Here is a 15543-nt window from a genome sequence, read left to right on the forward strand (position 1 = left end):
AGGGAGCCGCTTGGGACAGTAGAAATTCTTGTATCTGTCTTTTCTCCCAGTTTCATAATGGAACCTTTGCCGAACTGTTTTTCTATTTGTTTAAGAGCCATATCTAAGGCTGCCTGACGATCACTCATTCTATTTTTTCCTCCTTTATGTTACCACTACATATACTATACCCTGTTTGAAGGGATTTGCCAAGAAAAAAGCGAACGCATATTCGGATTTTTTCTTGGCGTGATTTCTATCAAAATATCATAATGTATCAGAGAAATCATGTTTTTTTAGGAGGATAATGTGCTGAAAATATTATTTTTGCTCTAAAAGCTTCAAGATTAAATGGCAGCCGTATTTGGCACCGCGTTTTCTGATTCCCGTTCTGGAGCCCGCAAAGTGAAACTCGTGAACCTCTTCTTTTCCATTAGCTGAAATACCGATAAACACATGTCCAGGCTCATGCCCTTCTTGAGTATCAGGTCCTGCTACACCGGTAAAGCTGATGCCGATGTCGCTACCAGTGAGCTTTTGAACACCCTTTGCCAGCTCTGATGCGCACTCCTTGCTGACCGCGCCAAATTGATCTAATGTTTCCTTCTTGACGCCAAGCACATTCTGCTTCATGTCGTTTGTATAGCAAACGATGCCGCCGGCAAATCGTTTTGAAGCACCGCTAAGATCCGTCAGCCATTCAGAAAACAGCCCGCCGGTAAAACTTTCCGCCGCGGAAATCGTAATGCTTTTTTCCTTACATGCTTTAGAAAGCTCTTTTACAAGGGAAGTATCATCGTAACCATAGAAAAATTCACCGACACGTTCTAAAATAACAGCCTCTGTTTCTTTTAACAGACGCTCTGTTTCCTTTTCGTCAGCATGCTTGGCTGTCAGACGCAGCGTCACCTCTCCATCTGCCGCCAAAGGAGCGATTGTCGGGTTGGTTTGTGCATCAATAATATCTTCCAAATCGGCTTCAAGCTGAGATTCACCAATACCGAAAAAGCGAAGAACGGTTGACACAATTTTTTCATTTGAACCCATCTTTTTCAGCAGAAGAGGCTTTGCCTCGTTTTCAAACATGGGACGCAATTCGCTTGGCGGTCCAGGAAGAAGCATATAAAAGCGCGATTCATGTTCTGTGAGCATTCCCGGTGCCATTCCAAAGTGATTTGCCAGTACGTCAGATCCTTCGATTACAAGCGCCTGTTTTCGATTATTAGGTGACATCGTCCGTTTTGTTCGTTTGAAATAGTCCTCAATGGATTGGAACGCCTCATCATTTAACACAAGCGGACGTCCCAGCGCATTTGCAATCGTTTCTTTCGTCAGATCATCTTTTGTCGGTCCGAGACCTCCTGAAAAAATAATGAAGTCAGAGCGTTCTTCAGCAATGCGGATGACCTGCTTCAGCCGCTCCGGGTTATCTCCGACTGCTGTATGATAAAATACGTTCACTCCGATTTCAGCGAGCTGTTTGCTGATAAATTGAGCATTTGTATTGGCGATCTGGCCAAGCAATAGCTCTGAACCGACTGCAATAATTTCTGCTTTTTTTGGAAATTCCATGACGAAGTCCTTCTTTCTTAGTTAGATGTTTTTAACGCTTCCCAGTTTTTAGCGAAATATTCCCAGCCTGAGACGACAGTAAAGAAGACGGCTACCCACAGCGCTAAGTCAGCGAACGGGAATGACACAAGTTCAAACGGAAGATTATGAAGAAGCAATGCGGAAACCGCAATGATTTGTGCCCAGGTTTTAATTTTACCAAGCATGTTAGCAGCTACGACTTCTCCTGTTCCGGCTAAGACAAGCCTTAAACCTGTCACGGCAAACTCTCGGCTGATAATCACAATGACCATCCAGGCTGGAGCAAGATCAAATTGAACAAGGATAATTAACGCTGCGGATACAAGCAGTTTGTCCGCAAGCGGATCTAGAAATTTTCCGAAGTTTGTAACGAGATTCAGTTTTCGGGCATAATATCCGTCTATCCAGTCTGTTGTGGATGCAATAATAAATAGAATAGCCCCCGCCAAGTGTGCGACCGGAATCGATTCGTCTCCAAATTCGAGCCTGCCCCAGTCAAACGGTGCCAGCATGATAATCATGAAGATTGGGATTAATGCGATTCTAGCAAGTGTGATTTTATTTGGTAAGTTAAACATAAAGCCCCTCCAATTTCATACTCGGACGTGAAGAAAAGTCATCTGGTAATTAAGATGACTTTTCTTCCTTTTTATTTACAATCTTTATGGTTTGTGCCATCACTTTTTTCGGGTCAAGTTCATATGAAAGAACCTCACCGTTGATTTTTATTTTCAGATTAGGTGCATATCCGGTGCGGATTTCAACTTGTTTCTGATCAGTTATGTCTTTTTTATAGGTTTCGCCTTTTTTCAGCGTTCCCTCTTTTAACGAGCTGCTGTTTTCATCGCGTACTCGAATCCAAGAACTGTCTGATGCCTTCAGTTCGAGCTCGATTTTATCAGCGCCGGACACTTCATAAGTTGTTAATGATCCTTCAGTGCCAGTTGCTTTAATCTCCAGTTTATCACTGTCGCTTTCTTCTTTTTTATCTTCTTTTTCTTTCGTTTCTTTTTTAGTGTCTGTCTCTTTTTCAGAGCTGTTGCTTTGATTCTCTTTTAGTGATGAATCTTTTGGGATTTCGTACTTGCTTTCACTTTGCGTAATTGATTTTTCAGATGCGGCATTGTTATCATCGCTGTTTTTATGATTCGCAAACTGAATGATCGCGTACACAATCGCAATCACGACAATCACGCCGAGAATGACAAGTATCGTTGGCAGCAGCTCCAGCGCCTTAGATGCTGGCTTTGGCATTTCCTTTTGAAGATTCATGCCGGAGATCTTTTCAGACACATCGTCATGATACGTATTTGGGATATCTTTTTTATGCTCCTCAAACAGCTGTTCCGCATCAAGCCCGACAGCTTCCGCATATTGCTTGATGAATGCCCGAACATAAAACTTCCCCGGAATAATGTCATAGTTTCCTTCCTCCAAGGCGGTTAAGTACCTTTTTTGAATCTTTGTTGCCGCTTGGAGATCATCCAATGACATTGCTTTTTCCTCTCTGGCTTCTTTGAGCCGGATTCCTAGTTCAGTCACAACAAACACCTTCCAATTTTAAAAATCAAAGCTTGAAAACCCGGATTGGTCAAACATTTGGGGTTCTTCGGCATGTTCATATGTAATAACCTCATCAGGGTCATTTCTAAGTTCAATAATATAATCAAAGTCATCTAGTGTATACTCTGTATTTTGAACGAATATGTCCGGATGCTCCACCACTTTTGTTGCAGGCAGCCTCATGATTTCTCTGACCAGCTGGAGGTGGCGTTCTGATCCTCTTCGTGTTGACACAATTCCGTCCACGATAAAGACATTTTCAGTGCTGTATTCATCGGCAATCAGCTGGCTTCTTATCGTCTGCTTCAGCAAGGTTGATGACACAAACAGCCACCTTTTGCTTGCACACACGCTGGAGGCCACAATCGATTCCGTTTTTCCGACACGCGGCATCCCCCTGATCCCGATTAATTTATGGCCTTCTTTTTTGAACAGTTCGGCCATAAAATCGACTAATAAGCCTAGCTCGTCCCGTTCAAAGCGGAACGTTTTCTTGTCATCGGCATCCCTTTGAATGTAACGGCCGTGACGTACGGCAAGACGGTCGCGAAGCCTCGGTTCTCTCAGCTTCGTTACTTTAATTGTTTCCATCGTTTTTAAGATTGATTCTAATCGTTTAATTTGATCTATATGGCGGCACCTGAGGAGCATTCCCCTTCTGGAAAGATCGACGCCGTTTATCGTTACGATGTTAATAGAAAGCATCCCAAGAAGAGATGAAATATCCCCGAGCAGTCCGGGGCGGTTCACTTGAATTTCATATTCAAAATACCATTCGAGCTTTGCCAAATGATATACCCCCTTCATTGTGGCAAAATTTTACCTTCCTTTATCATAAAGCATTTTTCTCTAATTAGAAAGAAGAATGTTGCTGTGATGAGGAAAACATAAAAAAGAGAGGAAAAATCCCCTCTCTTCTTAGTGAGTGCTGTTATTTTCAACAAGCTTAACCATCATATTGGCAATTGCGTGCTGTTCATCTTTTGATGCTACGCTCCAAAGATCTGCCAGCACTTTTTCCTGCTCGTTCTTAGATTCCACTTCATTAGCCAAGTAACTGCCGATTTCTGTCGCAAGATCTGTAATAGTATCCTGGCTCATACCTTTATCTTGCGCATAGTTCAGACGGTCGCCAAGGAAGTTTTTCCAGTTATCCCAGTTTTCTAATACTGACATGCTCGTTTCCTCCATTTCATGTGAAGTTACAAGATTATTGTGTCCTTCGCAAAAGAAACTATACACCGAATATTTTCGAATCAGCAGTGCCAGCCGCCATTCACCGACAGAATTTGGCCGGTAATATATGACGCTTTTTCAGACAGGAGAAATGCTGTTGCATCGGCAATTTCTTGCGGCCGGGCAAGCCGGCCAATCGGGATCTCATCAGCAATCTCTTCTTTTTCAGACAGGGTAAATTGATTCATCATATTTGTATCAACCGCGCCCGGCGCTACGGCGTTTACTCTGATTCCGCTTGGCGCCAGCTCCTTAGCCAGTCCTTTTACAAACGAGTGCTGAGCTCCCTTTGCCATGCTGTACAGCACTTCACAAGATGCTCCAGTCTCGCCCCAAATAGAGCTGACAGCCACAATCGCTCCTGATTTATTCCGGATCATGCCTGGAAGAAGGTTTCTCGTCAACATATACGGACTCGCCACATGGAGCTGAACCATTTCCTGAACTGTTGCATTATCCACATCCGTAATCAGTCCGAAATGGCTTCTTCCGCTATTTAAAACAATCGCATCAACCGGCTGAACAATTGAACTTGTCAGCTTATCTGCTCCTTCTGGCGCGGACAGATCGGCTTGCAAAGTTTCAGCATGCACGCCAAACGTCTCTCTTAGTTTTTCAGTAAGCTCCGCTGCCGCGTTTTGATTTGTATTATAATGCAGAAGCAGATTGTATCCCTCTGCCGCAAGGGTTTCACTTATGCTTTTGCCGATGCCGCCGCTTGCTCCGGTGATTAGTGCTGTTTTGTTCATCCTCTTTCCTTCTTTCCGCAGAAAAACACCCCTCACACTGGAGGGATGTTTGTTTATGATTTAGGAACAACCTTGCAGACAGTCAGTCTGTCTGCAGCAATTTCCTCTTGTATGACTTTCTGGACATCCTCGAGGGTAATTTGCTCGAGAACCGTTACGACGTCAAACAGGCTCATATCCAAGAAAGCATAACGGGTAAATTGATTGGCAATGTATTCAGGTGAATTCAGCGCTTTTAAGAATGTACCGATCTTTTTCTTTCTGGCAAGTTCAATCTTTTCAGCAGTAATCAGTTCACCGGCGCGCAGAAGCATGCTTGAAATGTCTTCTGCCAATTGATCAGGCTCCGGCGTATCGCCGCCGATCGCCGCAAAACCGAACCCATATTCAGCAGTAAAATCAAAGCTGAACGTTTCGTCAATATACCCTTTTTCATAAAGTGATTCGTACTGGGCAGAGCTTTTGCCGAAAAGAGATTCAAGCAATAAGTTCATTGAAAGTTCATGCTTTAACAGCTCTTTGCCTAATTTAAACGGATTCTTTGATTTCAGCCCGACAAGGCATTTCGGTCCCTGCACATTCATTTTGATCTCTTTTTCTTTTCGGAAAACAGCTTCTTGCTCTTTCACTTCTTCCCGTTTGATCTCCGGCTGGTCAGTATACGGCTTTCTCTCCTGATTTTCTCTTACCTGAGAAATGATCGCTTCAGGATCTACAGGCCCGACAATAAAGAGGAGCATGTTGCTCGGGTGATAAAACGTTTCATAGCATTCATAAAGAAGGTCTTTTGTAATATGTGAAATGCTTTCCACTGTTCCTGCTATGTCAATTCTGACAGGATGTTCTTTGTACATGTTTTCAATGACCCCGAAGTAAAGCCTCCAATCGGGGTTGTCGTCATACATGTTAATCTCCTGCCCGATAATCCCTTTTTCTTTTTCAACCGTTTTTTCAGTAAAATACGGGTCCTGTACGAAATCGATGAGCGTCTCTAAATTGCGTTCAACATTTGATGTGCTTGAGAAAAGATAAGCCGTTCTTGTAAATGACGTAAACGCATTAGCAGAAGCGCCCTGTTTGCTGAAATCTTGAAAAACATCTCCGTCCGCTTTTTCAAACAGCTTGTGCTCAAGAAAATGGGCAATGCCGTCCGGCACGTGAACCATCTCATTTTTATCTAAAGGGACAAACCGGTTATCTATAGAGCCGTACTTTGTTGTAAAGACCGCATATGTTTTGTTGAAGCCTTTTTTCGGCAAAACGTAAACGTCAAGTCCGTTCGGCATTTTTTCATGGTACAGCGTCTCCTGAAGCTGTTCGTATTCGATTGGTTTGATCAAGATGCACCCTCCGTCCCTTTTAAGAAATAAGTCGTATCAAGCTGAATCTTTTCGCCGGCTTTCACGATATCCTCTTTTGTGACCTGCTCAATATTGGCAAGAAATTCTTCGATAGGAATATCGACTTGGGCAGCGGCCTGCTGATATAAAAATTCAGATAAACCGTACGCTGTATCAATGGTTTCCAGCACTTGATTTCGAATGACAGCCTTTGTCTGAGCGATGTCCTGCTCGCTGAAGTCGCCGTTTTTCATTGCCTGAAATTGCTCAGCAATAATAGAAACAGCCTGTTCGTAATTTTTCACTTCAATGCCCGACATCACCATTAACAAGCCTTTAAAACTTTCTATACGCGAAGCGGCGTAGTATGCAAGACTGGCTTTTTCCCGAACATTGATGAAAAGCTTGGAATGAGAGAATCCGCCAAACAATCCGTTAAACACTTGCAAAGCAGGATAATCCTGATCCGTATAAGTGATGCTGGTGCGGTAGCCGATATTCAGCTTTCCTTGTTTGACATCTTCTTCATCAATTACTTCTTTAGGCTGTGTTTTTTGCTCAGTGTGATTGTTTTCAGGCATGCCGAGGTTGCGCTCTTTTGCTTGGAAATACTTATCAATTGCCGCTTGCACTTGGTTACTGTCCACATCGCCAACGACGTAAAGATCGAGCTGGTCTTTTTGGATAGCGCTTTGATATGTTTCATATAATTGATCGGCCGTAATGGCATCGACATCGTCGATTTCCCCATTGACATGGAGCGCGTAAGGCTCATTTTTGCACATTTCCTGTATCAGCCTTAAATTCGAGTAACGCATTTTATCGTCATAGACGGCTTGGATTCTTTGCTTGAGCGTCCGTTTTTCCTGAGCCACATATTGTGATTGAAAAGCGCCTCCTTCTAAAGCAGGTGAAAAGACGATTTCTGCAAGAAGCTGCAGTCCTTTTTCAAGAAGCAGCGTTTGATCTTTTAAATATTTTTCATTCGGGACTTCAAGCCTGAACGTAATGACGTGCCGCTCTCCTTTTTTCGAAAGATCCGCCGAAACGGACGTGCCGTATAGTTCATCCAAATAAGAACGCAACTCTGCGGTTTTCGGATGGCTTTTTGTTCCGCGAAGAAGCACATGCGGAAGCAGCGCTCTTTTGGTGACTTGGTCCTTTGTCAGCGGTGCAAGCATTTTAAAAATAAGCGAGACGGTTTTGAATTTTTCTGTTTTTACAATGTGTGCGGTTAAACCGCCGTGCTTTGTTTTGATTTCATTTACATATGACATATGGAACCTCCTTCGTTCATTCCTTATTAGTATGTATTATGACCAATTTTCAGCATCCGCAGAAACACTCTTTCATGTAATTATAGCAACTGTAGGATTTATAAGGAAACAATAACCTCCGCTCGACAGGACGGAGGCTGTATAGGTTAATCCATTTTCTATCTGAAAGACCTCTGTTTGCGCCTGCAGAACGACAGTTGTAAACTGCAAGAGAGAAAGATTTTTCGCTATCACAGCAAAAAAGACGGTTGGCTAGACCGTCCCTAAGTTTTTTTCTTCCTCTTCACTTTTTTTAGCATCCACAGTAAAAAGCACTAAGAATAAAGCAATGATGCTGCAAAACGCCGATAGAATGAAAATCAGCCAGTTTGCATTAGACATTAATGCCGCAAACACAGGTGGACCGAGAGCTACTCCTATAAAGCGCATGCTATTGTAAAAGGAGGAAATGGTTCCGCATTGCTCACTTTCAATTCCTTCGGTTATCAGTGCATCTAAAGCAGGAAGCGCCATTCCAATCCCAATCCCGCCAAAGCTTAAAAAGACAAATAAAAAATAAAAACTGTGGTTCCACCACAAGGCAATAAACGACAGGGTTAACAGAATCATTCCCGTAACAACGCAAAATTTCATTCGGACTTTATCTTTGCCAATCTTTTTGCCTGCTATAAATGAACTGGTTGACAAAAATAAAAGTGGGATTGCCAGTAATCCGCCTTTAGCCACTCCGTCAATGGCATACTTGTTCTCCAGCGTATCTGACAAATAAAATAATACGCCAAATAACAAAAACATAATCACACACCCGATAATAAAGACCGTATAAAGCCAGCGCCCATCCTGTTTAAAGATTTTCCGCACACTCTTGATAAATTCAGAAACTGCTGGCGCATCTTCATCTTCTTCAGGCTTGGCCACCAGAAACAACACGAGCAAAAAGCTGATCAAACAGAAAAACGGAATAAACCAAAATGGGACAAACCAGTACCAGGAAGCCAGTAAGGCGCCAAGTATCGGACTCAATACCTTCCCTGACGTGTTGGCAGTTTCAATATCACCAAGGCCGGCGCTGACCTTTTCATCGTCTCCTTGAAACAAATCGCCGATAAACGGCATAACGATAGGAGCTGCCCCTGCAGAGCCGATACCTTGAAGAACCCGACCCGCCAAAATCATAGCATAAGGATTTTTCATATAGGTTGAGGCAAAAGCAGCCACCAACCCACCTAATCCTGCAATGAGGAGGCATGGAAGCAATATTTTTTTTCTCCCGAATCGATCCGACAAATATCCGGCAATCGGAATGCAAATAATCGCTACTACTGAATATACAGTAATGATTAAAGACACTTGAAATGAAGTCACTGACAGCTTTTTCTCCATCATCGGAAGAACAGGAATCAGCATGGAGTTCCCTAGTGTCATCACAAGCGGTACGGAAGACAATGCAATAATATTTTTCATTCCATTTTTCTCTCTCAACATTTTCACCCATTCACTTTCTTGTCATCCCTTATATGTTGCGTTAATCGGAGTGAAAGTATGTACAAAGAAACATGAATCAGTGCAAATAAAAAAACAGACACATCACAGCGCCCGTTTTAGAATCGTTTACGCAAAACATGAAATCTGAATTTGTCCGCTCTAAAATAATTTAATGAGTAAAGCACCGGTTTATCGTGCTGATCGTAATGGGTTTGTTTTAACAGCAAAAGAGCTGTTTCCGGATCGCATTCCAGCACTGGAGAAATGGTATCATGATAGCCGATCGGTTCAATATCAGTCACGGCATAGCTGATCACGGAGCCTGAATTTTTCTCAAGCAGGTCAAACATGGATTCTTGCTGATGAGAGAAAGAATTCGGCAAAATATCCATCGGAATTTTGTCTATACAATACACAATCGGCTGTCCGTTAGCTGTTCTGACTCGTTCGAGGTAAAAAAGTTCTTGCTCATCTTCCAAATGAAATCTCTTAATATCATCTTCAGACGGCATAAGCACTTGGGATGATAGAAAAATCGTACCAGGCGTCATATTTGCCTGTTCTATCATCTTCGTTACACTGTTCAGCTGTTCAATGCCCGAAAGAAATAACGGCTTAGAATGGACAAAAGTGCCTACACCATGTCTTCTGATAATGACATGCTCTTCTTCCAGTATCCGCAAGGCTTCTCTAAGCGTCGCTCTGCTGACACCAAGCTTTTTGGAAAGCTCAAATTCAGAAGGCAGCTTTTCCTTCTCAGTGTAGATGCCATTTTTTATATCCTCTTTAATTCGTTCAATTACTTTCAAATACAAGTGCCGATTATCAGCTTTTGTAGACATGTTTCCCCTCCGTAAACCACTTTCGATAAAAATTATTGAACAATTGGGACAACTATATCATGTTTTGTCGAAAAAATAAATAGCAAGGTTATCAGTTTACATAATGTTATTATTGATAACTGGAGAAAGCTGAACTCCCTTCATTAAGAAGAGAGCTCATCATATTTCTCTTTTGATAATAAGACTTCCCTAGGTTTGCTGCCTTCATACGGCCCGACAACGCCCCGTTCCTCCATGGCGTCAATCAGGCGCGCCGCTCTCGTATAACCGATCCTGAATCTTCTTTGCAGCATTGAAACAGATGCCGTCTGCATGCCGACGATTAATTCAACAGCTTCATCATAAAGATCATCGGTAACTTCGGAATGAGTTTCCGTTGTCTCATCAGGAATCATTTCTTCCTGATATTGCGCTTTCTGCTGCGTAATCACATGGTCGACGACCTTTTCCACTTCGTCATCCGACAAAAATGCTCCCTGCACACGGACAGGTTTATTAGCCCCGACAGGCAAAAACAGCATATCGCCGCGGCCGAGCAGCTTCTCAGCGCCACCCATGTCAAGAATCGTCCTTGAATCCGTCTGTGAAGATACGCTGAACGCGATTCGTGACGGAATATTCGCTTTGATGACCCCTGTGATAACGTCAACCGACGGCCGCTGTGTCGCAATAATGAGATGGATGCCGGCAGCCCGCGCCATTTGGGACAATCTCGTAATTGAATCCTCCACATCAGATGAAGCGACCATCATGAGATCGGCAAGCTCGTCCACAATCACAACGATATACGGCAGCTCCGGCTGTTTCGCTCCTTCTTCATTGTTGGCACGTTTTATATAATCATTATATCCTTCAATATTTCTTGTACCCGTATGAGAAAATAATTCGTACCGCCGCTCCATTTCATTGACAACCTTTTTCAAAGCCTGTGACGCTTTCTTCGGATCAGTAACAACCGGGGCAAGCAAATGCGGAATCCCGTTGTAGACATTCAGCTCTACCATTTTAGGGTCGATCATCATCATTTTCACTTCATGCGGTTTCGCGCGCATCAAAATACTTGTAATAATGCCGTTGACACAGACGCTTTTCCCGCTTCCGGTTGCGCCTGCGACTAAAAGATGGGGCATCTTGTTTAACTCAGCCAGCACAGCTTCACCTGAAATATTGCGGCCGAGTCCAATTAGCAGCTTTGCGTCCGGTCTGTCATTCAATTTAGAATCCAGCACTTCCTTCAGCGATACCATCGCCACTTCTGCGTTCGGAACCTCAATTCCGATTGCTGATTTGCCTGGTATTGGCGCTTCGATCCTGATATCCTTTGCAGCAAGTGCAAGCGCTAAATCATCGCTTAAATTGACGATTTTGCTAACCTTCACTCCGACATCAGGATACACTTCATATTTTGTTACGGCCGGCCCGAGATGAACCTGTGTGACTTTCGCCTTTACGCCAAAGCTTTGGAAGGTGCGTTCGAGCTTTCTCGCATTTTCATAAATATTCTTTTTATCTGCCTGCTGGCCAGTATGCTTCGGATCTGCCAGTAAATCAAGTGACGGCATCTCATAATCCTTATTTTCAAGCTCCGTAAAGGTCATAGGCGGAGCAGAAACAGTTTCCTGATCACCTGTCTCAGTCTGGATGTCCTGAATCGGCTCTGGTACAGGTTCAGCGCGTTTTTCTATGACTGGAGGCTCTTCATCTTCATTACGATCTGAAAAGCTTGAGATAATCGGCTCTGAATGAATAAGAGGCGATACCGTTTCCAAATCCCCCTCTTCATCAGAAGGCTCCGGTTCCATTTGCTGTTTTTTGCGGGCCGGTTTTTGTTTTTTGCTCGGCACTTTCGTTTTTTTCGATGACTTCATATTGGTTTTGACGGATTTCATATCATCAATAAATGCAAACCATTGTTCTTTTATAAAGCGGCCAATCGGGCTCATCCACTTTTTCAGCGTTTCTTGAAGAGAGCGCCCTGTGACTAAAATCATTCCGATCAAAATCATAACAATCGCCATGATCTGAGAACCAGTTGACGCAAATAAAAAGTGTGAAGCCGCAAATAGCAACGCACCGATCATCCCTCCGCCTAAATCAGGTGAAGCGGAGCTGCCCTTCATGTCCATCAAAAACAATTCCCATGTGTTGCGCACCACGCTTGCGGACTCAATAGACCCTTTGTGCGTCAAATTTTTAAACAGCTGCACGTGAGAAAGCAGCAATATGCTTGCGATAATACAGTACAATCCGGCCTTTCGTCTCGTTAATAGGCTTGGCGTTTTCTTCTTCCAAAACAGCGAGACTCCTAACACTAATAAACCTAACAAGCATAAAATAAACCACTCTCCAGCAAAAAAGCGGAACAAGTAAATAAAGGTTTGCCCGACTACCCCCAGCTGCAGAATCGCAATAATTGAAATGGCTATACACAGCAATCCGTTGAGTTCGTATTTTATATTGAGCTGTTTCGCCTGTTTTTTTCTTGATTTTCGTTTTTTCTTTGCCACACTCATCACCTTACTGCGTTAAAAAATGTAAGTTCATACATAATGAAGAAAGCAGCCGATTACAGGCTGCGTTTTTTCTGTAGGATTCCCCTATTATAGCATATTTTGCCCTTAAAAAAGGGATGGATCTTATACGTTTAATTTCAGCTTTTGTCCCGGTGAAATGTCCGGGTGCAGAAAATGCATTGGATTTGTGCTCATGATTTGAATAACTTCCGCTTCATTGCCTTTCATCTCGACAAGAAGCGGCACACCTCTATATTCAATTTGCTCATGTGCGCTTGTCTGTTGGTTCTGTTCAGCAAAAACAATTTCCTGCGGCATCATAGTATACAGAATCATTGAATCATCCGTCCTTCTTCTGCTCTTGCTTCCTCGATCAGCTCGTTCAGTTTATTGATCGCTTGTCCGACTCCTCCGACGTGATCGATCAATCCGTACTCGACAGCATCCTTACCAACGACATTTGTTCCGATGTCGCGTGTTAAGTTTCCTTTTGAAAACATCAGCTCTTTGAACTTATCTTCGTTTACATTTGAGTGGCTTGTTACAAATTTAACAACTCTTTCTTGCATCTTATCCAGGTATTCAAACGTTTGCGGCACACCAATTACCAGCCCTGTCAGCCGAACGGGATGAATCGTCATCGTTGCTGTTTCAGCAATATAGCTGTAATCACAGGATACCGCAATCGGAACGCCGATGGAATGCCCTCCGCCAAGCACGATGGAAACGGTCGGTTTTGATAATGATGCCAGCATTTCCGCTATTGCGAGACCCGCCTCAACATCTCCTCCGACAGTATTTAATATAATCAGCAGGCCTTCAATTTTGGGATTCTGTTCAATTGCCACAATCTGCGGGATGACATGCTCATATTTTGTTGTTTTGTTTTGCGGAGGAAGCTGAACATGGCCTTCTATTTGTCCGATAATGGTCAGACAATGAATATTTGTATCTTGGGGCAGCTGCGGAAGCGTCGTTTCACCAAGCTGCTGTATTTTATTCATAATGCTGTCTTTCGCGTCATTTTTTTCAGGACGCTCTTCTTCTGCGTTTTCCATACGATGATCCATTTCGCTTTCACCCTTTCCGAATTTCTCTTTGTATTATGAACAAAGATACTCAATTCAATCCCGGCTTGAAAGGCAAAAAAATAAAGACCGGAGCAGCTCCGGTCTTTAGTCAGACATTATACTTCCATAATAATTGGGATGATCATCGGTTTGCGTTTCGTTTTTTCATATAGGAATTGGTTCAAAGCATCTCGCATTGCCTGCTTCAGCGTTGACCATTCAACATTTGATGTTTCAGTCGCTTCTGTCACGATGGAACGGACAAGCTCAGTAGCCTGTACGATAAGGCCTTCAGACTCTCTTACATAAACAAAACCGCGAGTGATAATTTCTGGTCCTGATACAAGATGTTTCTTTTGTTTATCAAGTGTAATGACAACGATTAAAATTCCGTCCTGTGAAAGCAAGCGGCGGTCTCTTAATACGATATTGCCGATATCACCGACACCTAAACCATCAATTAAAATATTGCCGTACGGAACTTTATCCCCAATTTTTACGTTTTGGCCGCGGAATTCAACGACGTCTCCTTTTTCAATTAAGAAGATATCACTGCGCTTCATGCCGATTTCTTCAGCGATTTTTGAATGAGCTTTTTGCATTCTGTATTCGCCGTTTACAGGAATTAAATATTTTGGTTTAAGCAGATTGATCATCAGCTTTAACTCTTCTTGTGAGCCGTGGCCAGATACATGGACACGCTTTTGTGCAAAGATGACTTGTGCACCGGCTCTCGCAAGAAGATCTACTGTTTTAGAATAAATGAGTTCCTGCCCAGGGATTGGAGTTGATGCAATGACAACCGTATCCCCTTCTTCAATGTTCAGCTGTTTATGAGCTTTGTTTGCCATTCTTGTCAGTGCAGCTAACGGTTCACCTTGGCTGCCGGCTGTAATAATGGCCACTTCGCGCTTCGGATATTTCTTGACATCCTGTACAGAAATAAACATTTCATCATCTGCTTCAATATATCCGAGCTTTCTTGCCAGCTGCAGGACAGATTGAAGATTTTTTCCGGCAACGGCAATCTTTCTGCCATTTTGAGCCGCTGCATGAATGACTTGCTGGATCCGGTTAATATTGGATGCAAAAACAGCAATAATCACCCGGTTCACTGAATTATACAGCGCGTCCGAAATTTCTCCGCTGACAGCAGCTTCCGAAGGTGTATAGCCCGGGCGCTCCGCATTTGCACTGTCGGAAAGCAGGGCAAGTACACCGCTATTGCCGATCTTGGCGATCTCGCCAATGTCGCACGTTTGGTTAAGTGCAGGCGTTTGGTCAAATTTGAAGTCTCCCGTGCATACAATAGATCCAAGTGATGTTTTAAGACTCACACCTACAGAATCAGGGATGCTGTGAATCGTTCTAAAGAACGATACTTTAGTCGATTCAAATGTAATGACAGATTTGGAGTGAATTTCTCTTAAATCAGTTTTTCGGTTATGTCCGTATTGTTTTAATTTTTCTCTTAATAGCGCAAGCGTCAGCTTTGTTCCGTACACTGGAACGGACAGCTTGTTCAATAAGTAAAAAACGCCGCCGATATTTTCATCGTGCCCGTGCGTTAAAAAGATTGCCTTGACGCGGTCAGCCCGTTCAATCAAATATGATATGTCAGGAATCACCACATCAATACCGAGCATTTCGTTTTCTGGATGCATAAGGCCGGCATCTACAACAAATATGTCTGAGTCAATTTCGATGACATAAAGGTTCTTCCCAATTTCTCCGACACCGCCAAGGGCGATAATTCTAACGTTTTCTGTATTTTTCTTTTTCAAAATCTATATCCTCCTAGTCTCATACCCGTCCATCATCACTTGTTCCTATTATAACTGAAAGTAAATTTAGAAAACAAGATAAAGCAGAAGGTTTAGGGAAAACCAATATGTA

Annotated in this window: 14 protein-coding genes and 1 pseudogene; all 15 read right to left on the reverse strand. The window is 43.0% G+C overall.

Going from position 1 to position 15543, the window contains the following annotated elements; genetic code table 11:
- A pseudogene (locus tag RAC86_RS23725) lies at nucleotides 1–128 on the reverse strand (recombinase RecA); the annotation flags it as partial.
- A 172-nt stretch (nucleotides 129–300) separates the two neighbouring features.
- On the reverse strand, nucleotides 301–1551 hold the full coding sequence (locus RAC86_RS23730) for a competence/damage-inducible protein A (protein ID WP_072566289.1): 1251 nt from the start codon (nucleotides 1549–1551) through the stop codon (nucleotides 301–303).
- Nucleotides 1552–1568: 17 nt separating this feature from the next.
- Nucleotides 1569–2150 (reverse strand): CDP-diacylglycerol--glycerol-3-phosphate 3-phosphatidyltransferase, encoded by a 582-nt coding sequence (gene pgsA, locus RAC86_RS23735; RefSeq protein WP_014113836.1) that lies wholly within the window; start codon nucleotides 2148–2150, stop codon nucleotides 1569–1571.
- Nucleotides 2151–2199: 49 nt separating this feature from the next.
- Complete coding sequence (gene rodZ, locus RAC86_RS23740; protein WP_072566288.1) at nucleotides 2200–3114, reverse strand: cell shape determination protein RodZ; 915 nt, start codon at nucleotides 3112–3114, stop codon at nucleotides 2200–2202.
- An 18-nt stretch (nucleotides 3115–3132) separates the two neighbouring features.
- Complete coding sequence (locus RAC86_RS23745; protein ID WP_003220998.1) at nucleotides 3133–3924, reverse strand: DUF3388 domain-containing protein; 792 nt, start codon at nucleotides 3922–3924, stop codon at nucleotides 3133–3135.
- Between the two features lie 129 nt (nucleotides 3925–4053).
- Nucleotides 4054–4311: a DUF3243 domain-containing protein gene (locus RAC86_RS23750; RefSeq protein WP_003220996.1), complete on the reverse strand. Its 258-nt coding sequence runs from the start codon at nucleotides 4309–4311 to the stop codon at nucleotides 4054–4056.
- 80 nt (nucleotides 4312–4391) lie between these two features.
- Nucleotides 4392–5120, reverse strand: coding sequence for an elongation factor P 5-aminopentanone reductase (gene ymfI / locus RAC86_RS23755; RefSeq protein ID WP_014113834.1), 729 nt, complete (start codon nucleotides 5118–5120; stop codon nucleotides 4392–4394).
- Between the two features lie 53 nt (nucleotides 5121–5173).
- Nucleotides 5174–6460, reverse strand: coding sequence for an EF-P 5-aminopentanol modification-associated protein YfmH (yfmH, locus tag RAC86_RS23760; RefSeq protein ID WP_014113833.1), 1287 nt, complete (start codon nucleotides 6458–6460; stop codon nucleotides 5174–5176).
- Complete coding sequence (gene yfmF, locus RAC86_RS23765) at nucleotides 6457–7737, reverse strand: EF-P 5-aminopentanol modification-associated protein YfmF (RefSeq protein WP_072566287.1); 1281 nt, start codon at nucleotides 7735–7737, stop codon at nucleotides 6457–6459. The genes yfmH and yfmF overlap by 4 nt, the downstream gene beginning before the upstream one ends.
- A 252-nt stretch (nucleotides 7738–7989) precedes the next feature.
- Complete coding sequence (gene bcbE / locus RAC86_RS23770; RefSeq protein ID WP_072182691.1) at nucleotides 7990–9201, reverse strand: bacillibactin exporter BcbE; 1212 nt, start codon at nucleotides 9199–9201, stop codon at nucleotides 7990–7992.
- 137 nt (nucleotides 9202–9338) lie between these two features.
- Nucleotides 9339–10064, reverse strand: a complete 726-nt coding sequence (locus tag RAC86_RS23775) for a GntR family transcriptional regulator (protein ID WP_014113830.1) — start codon at nucleotides 10062–10064, stop codon at nucleotides 9339–9341.
- A gap of 143 nt (nucleotides 10065–10207) precedes the next feature.
- The gene (gene spoIIIE, locus RAC86_RS23780) at nucleotides 10208–12571 is read right to left on the reverse strand and encodes a DNA translocase SpoIIIE (protein ID WP_242733267.1); all 2364 of its coding nucleotides are present in this window, start codon (nucleotides 12569–12571) and stop codon (nucleotides 10208–10210) included.
- Between the two features lie 129 nt (nucleotides 12572–12700).
- Complete coding sequence (locus RAC86_RS23785; protein ID WP_041520957.1) at nucleotides 12701–12913, reverse strand: YlzJ-like family protein; 213 nt, start codon at nucleotides 12911–12913, stop codon at nucleotides 12701–12703.
- A complete protein-coding gene (gene tepA / locus RAC86_RS23790; protein ID WP_003220980.1) occupies nucleotides 12910–13647 on the reverse strand; it encodes a translocation-enhancing protein TepA in 738 nt (245 codons plus the stop codon). Before tepA ends, RAC86_RS23785 begins: the two co-directional genes overlap by 4 nt.
- A 116-nt stretch (nucleotides 13648–13763) precedes the next feature.
- On the reverse strand, nucleotides 13764–15431 hold the full coding sequence (gene rnjB / locus RAC86_RS23795) for a ribonuclease J2 (protein ID WP_014113827.1): 1668 nt from the start codon (nucleotides 15429–15431) through the stop codon (nucleotides 13764–13766).
- Nucleotides 15432–15543 lie beyond the last annotated feature (112 nt).

This window comes from Bacillus sp. LR_5 (assembly GCF_042709275.1).

Bases quoted from the DNA above. Each gene is read 5' to 3' on its own strand.
- RAC86_RS23775 (WP_014113830.1), bottom strand. From the start codon at position 10,064: ATGTCTACAAAAGCTGATAATCGGCACTTGTATTTGAAAGTAATTGAA.
- ymfI (WP_014113834.1), bottom strand. From the start codon at position 5,120: ATGAACAAAACAGCACTAATCACCGGAGCAAGCGGCGGCATCGGCAAA.
- bcbE (WP_072182691.1), bottom strand. From the start codon at position 9,201: ATGAAAAATATTATTGCATTGTCTTCCGTACCGCTTGTGATGACACTA.
- tepA (WP_003220980.1), bottom strand. From the start codon at position 13,647: ATGGATCATCGTATGGAAAACGCAGAAGAAGAGCGTCCTGAAAAAAAT.
- RAC86_RS23785 (WP_041520957.1), bottom strand. From the start codon at position 12,913: ATGATTCTGTATACTATGATGCCGCAGGAAATTGTTTTTGCTGAACAG.
- RAC86_RS23750 (WP_003220996.1), bottom strand. From the start codon at position 4,311: ATGTCAGTATTAGAAAACTGGGATAACTGGAAAAACTTCCTTGGCGAC.
- yfmF (WP_072566287.1), bottom strand. From the start codon at position 7,737: ATGTCATATGTAAATGAAATCAAAACAAAGCACGGCGGTTTAACCGCA.
- pgsA (WP_014113836.1), bottom strand. From the start codon at position 2,150: ATGTTTAACTTACCAAATAAAATCACACTTGCTAGAATCGCATTAATC.
- RAC86_RS23730 (WP_072566289.1), bottom strand. From the start codon at position 1,551: ATGGAATTTCCAAAAAAAGCAGAAATTATTGCAGTCGGTTCAGAGCTA.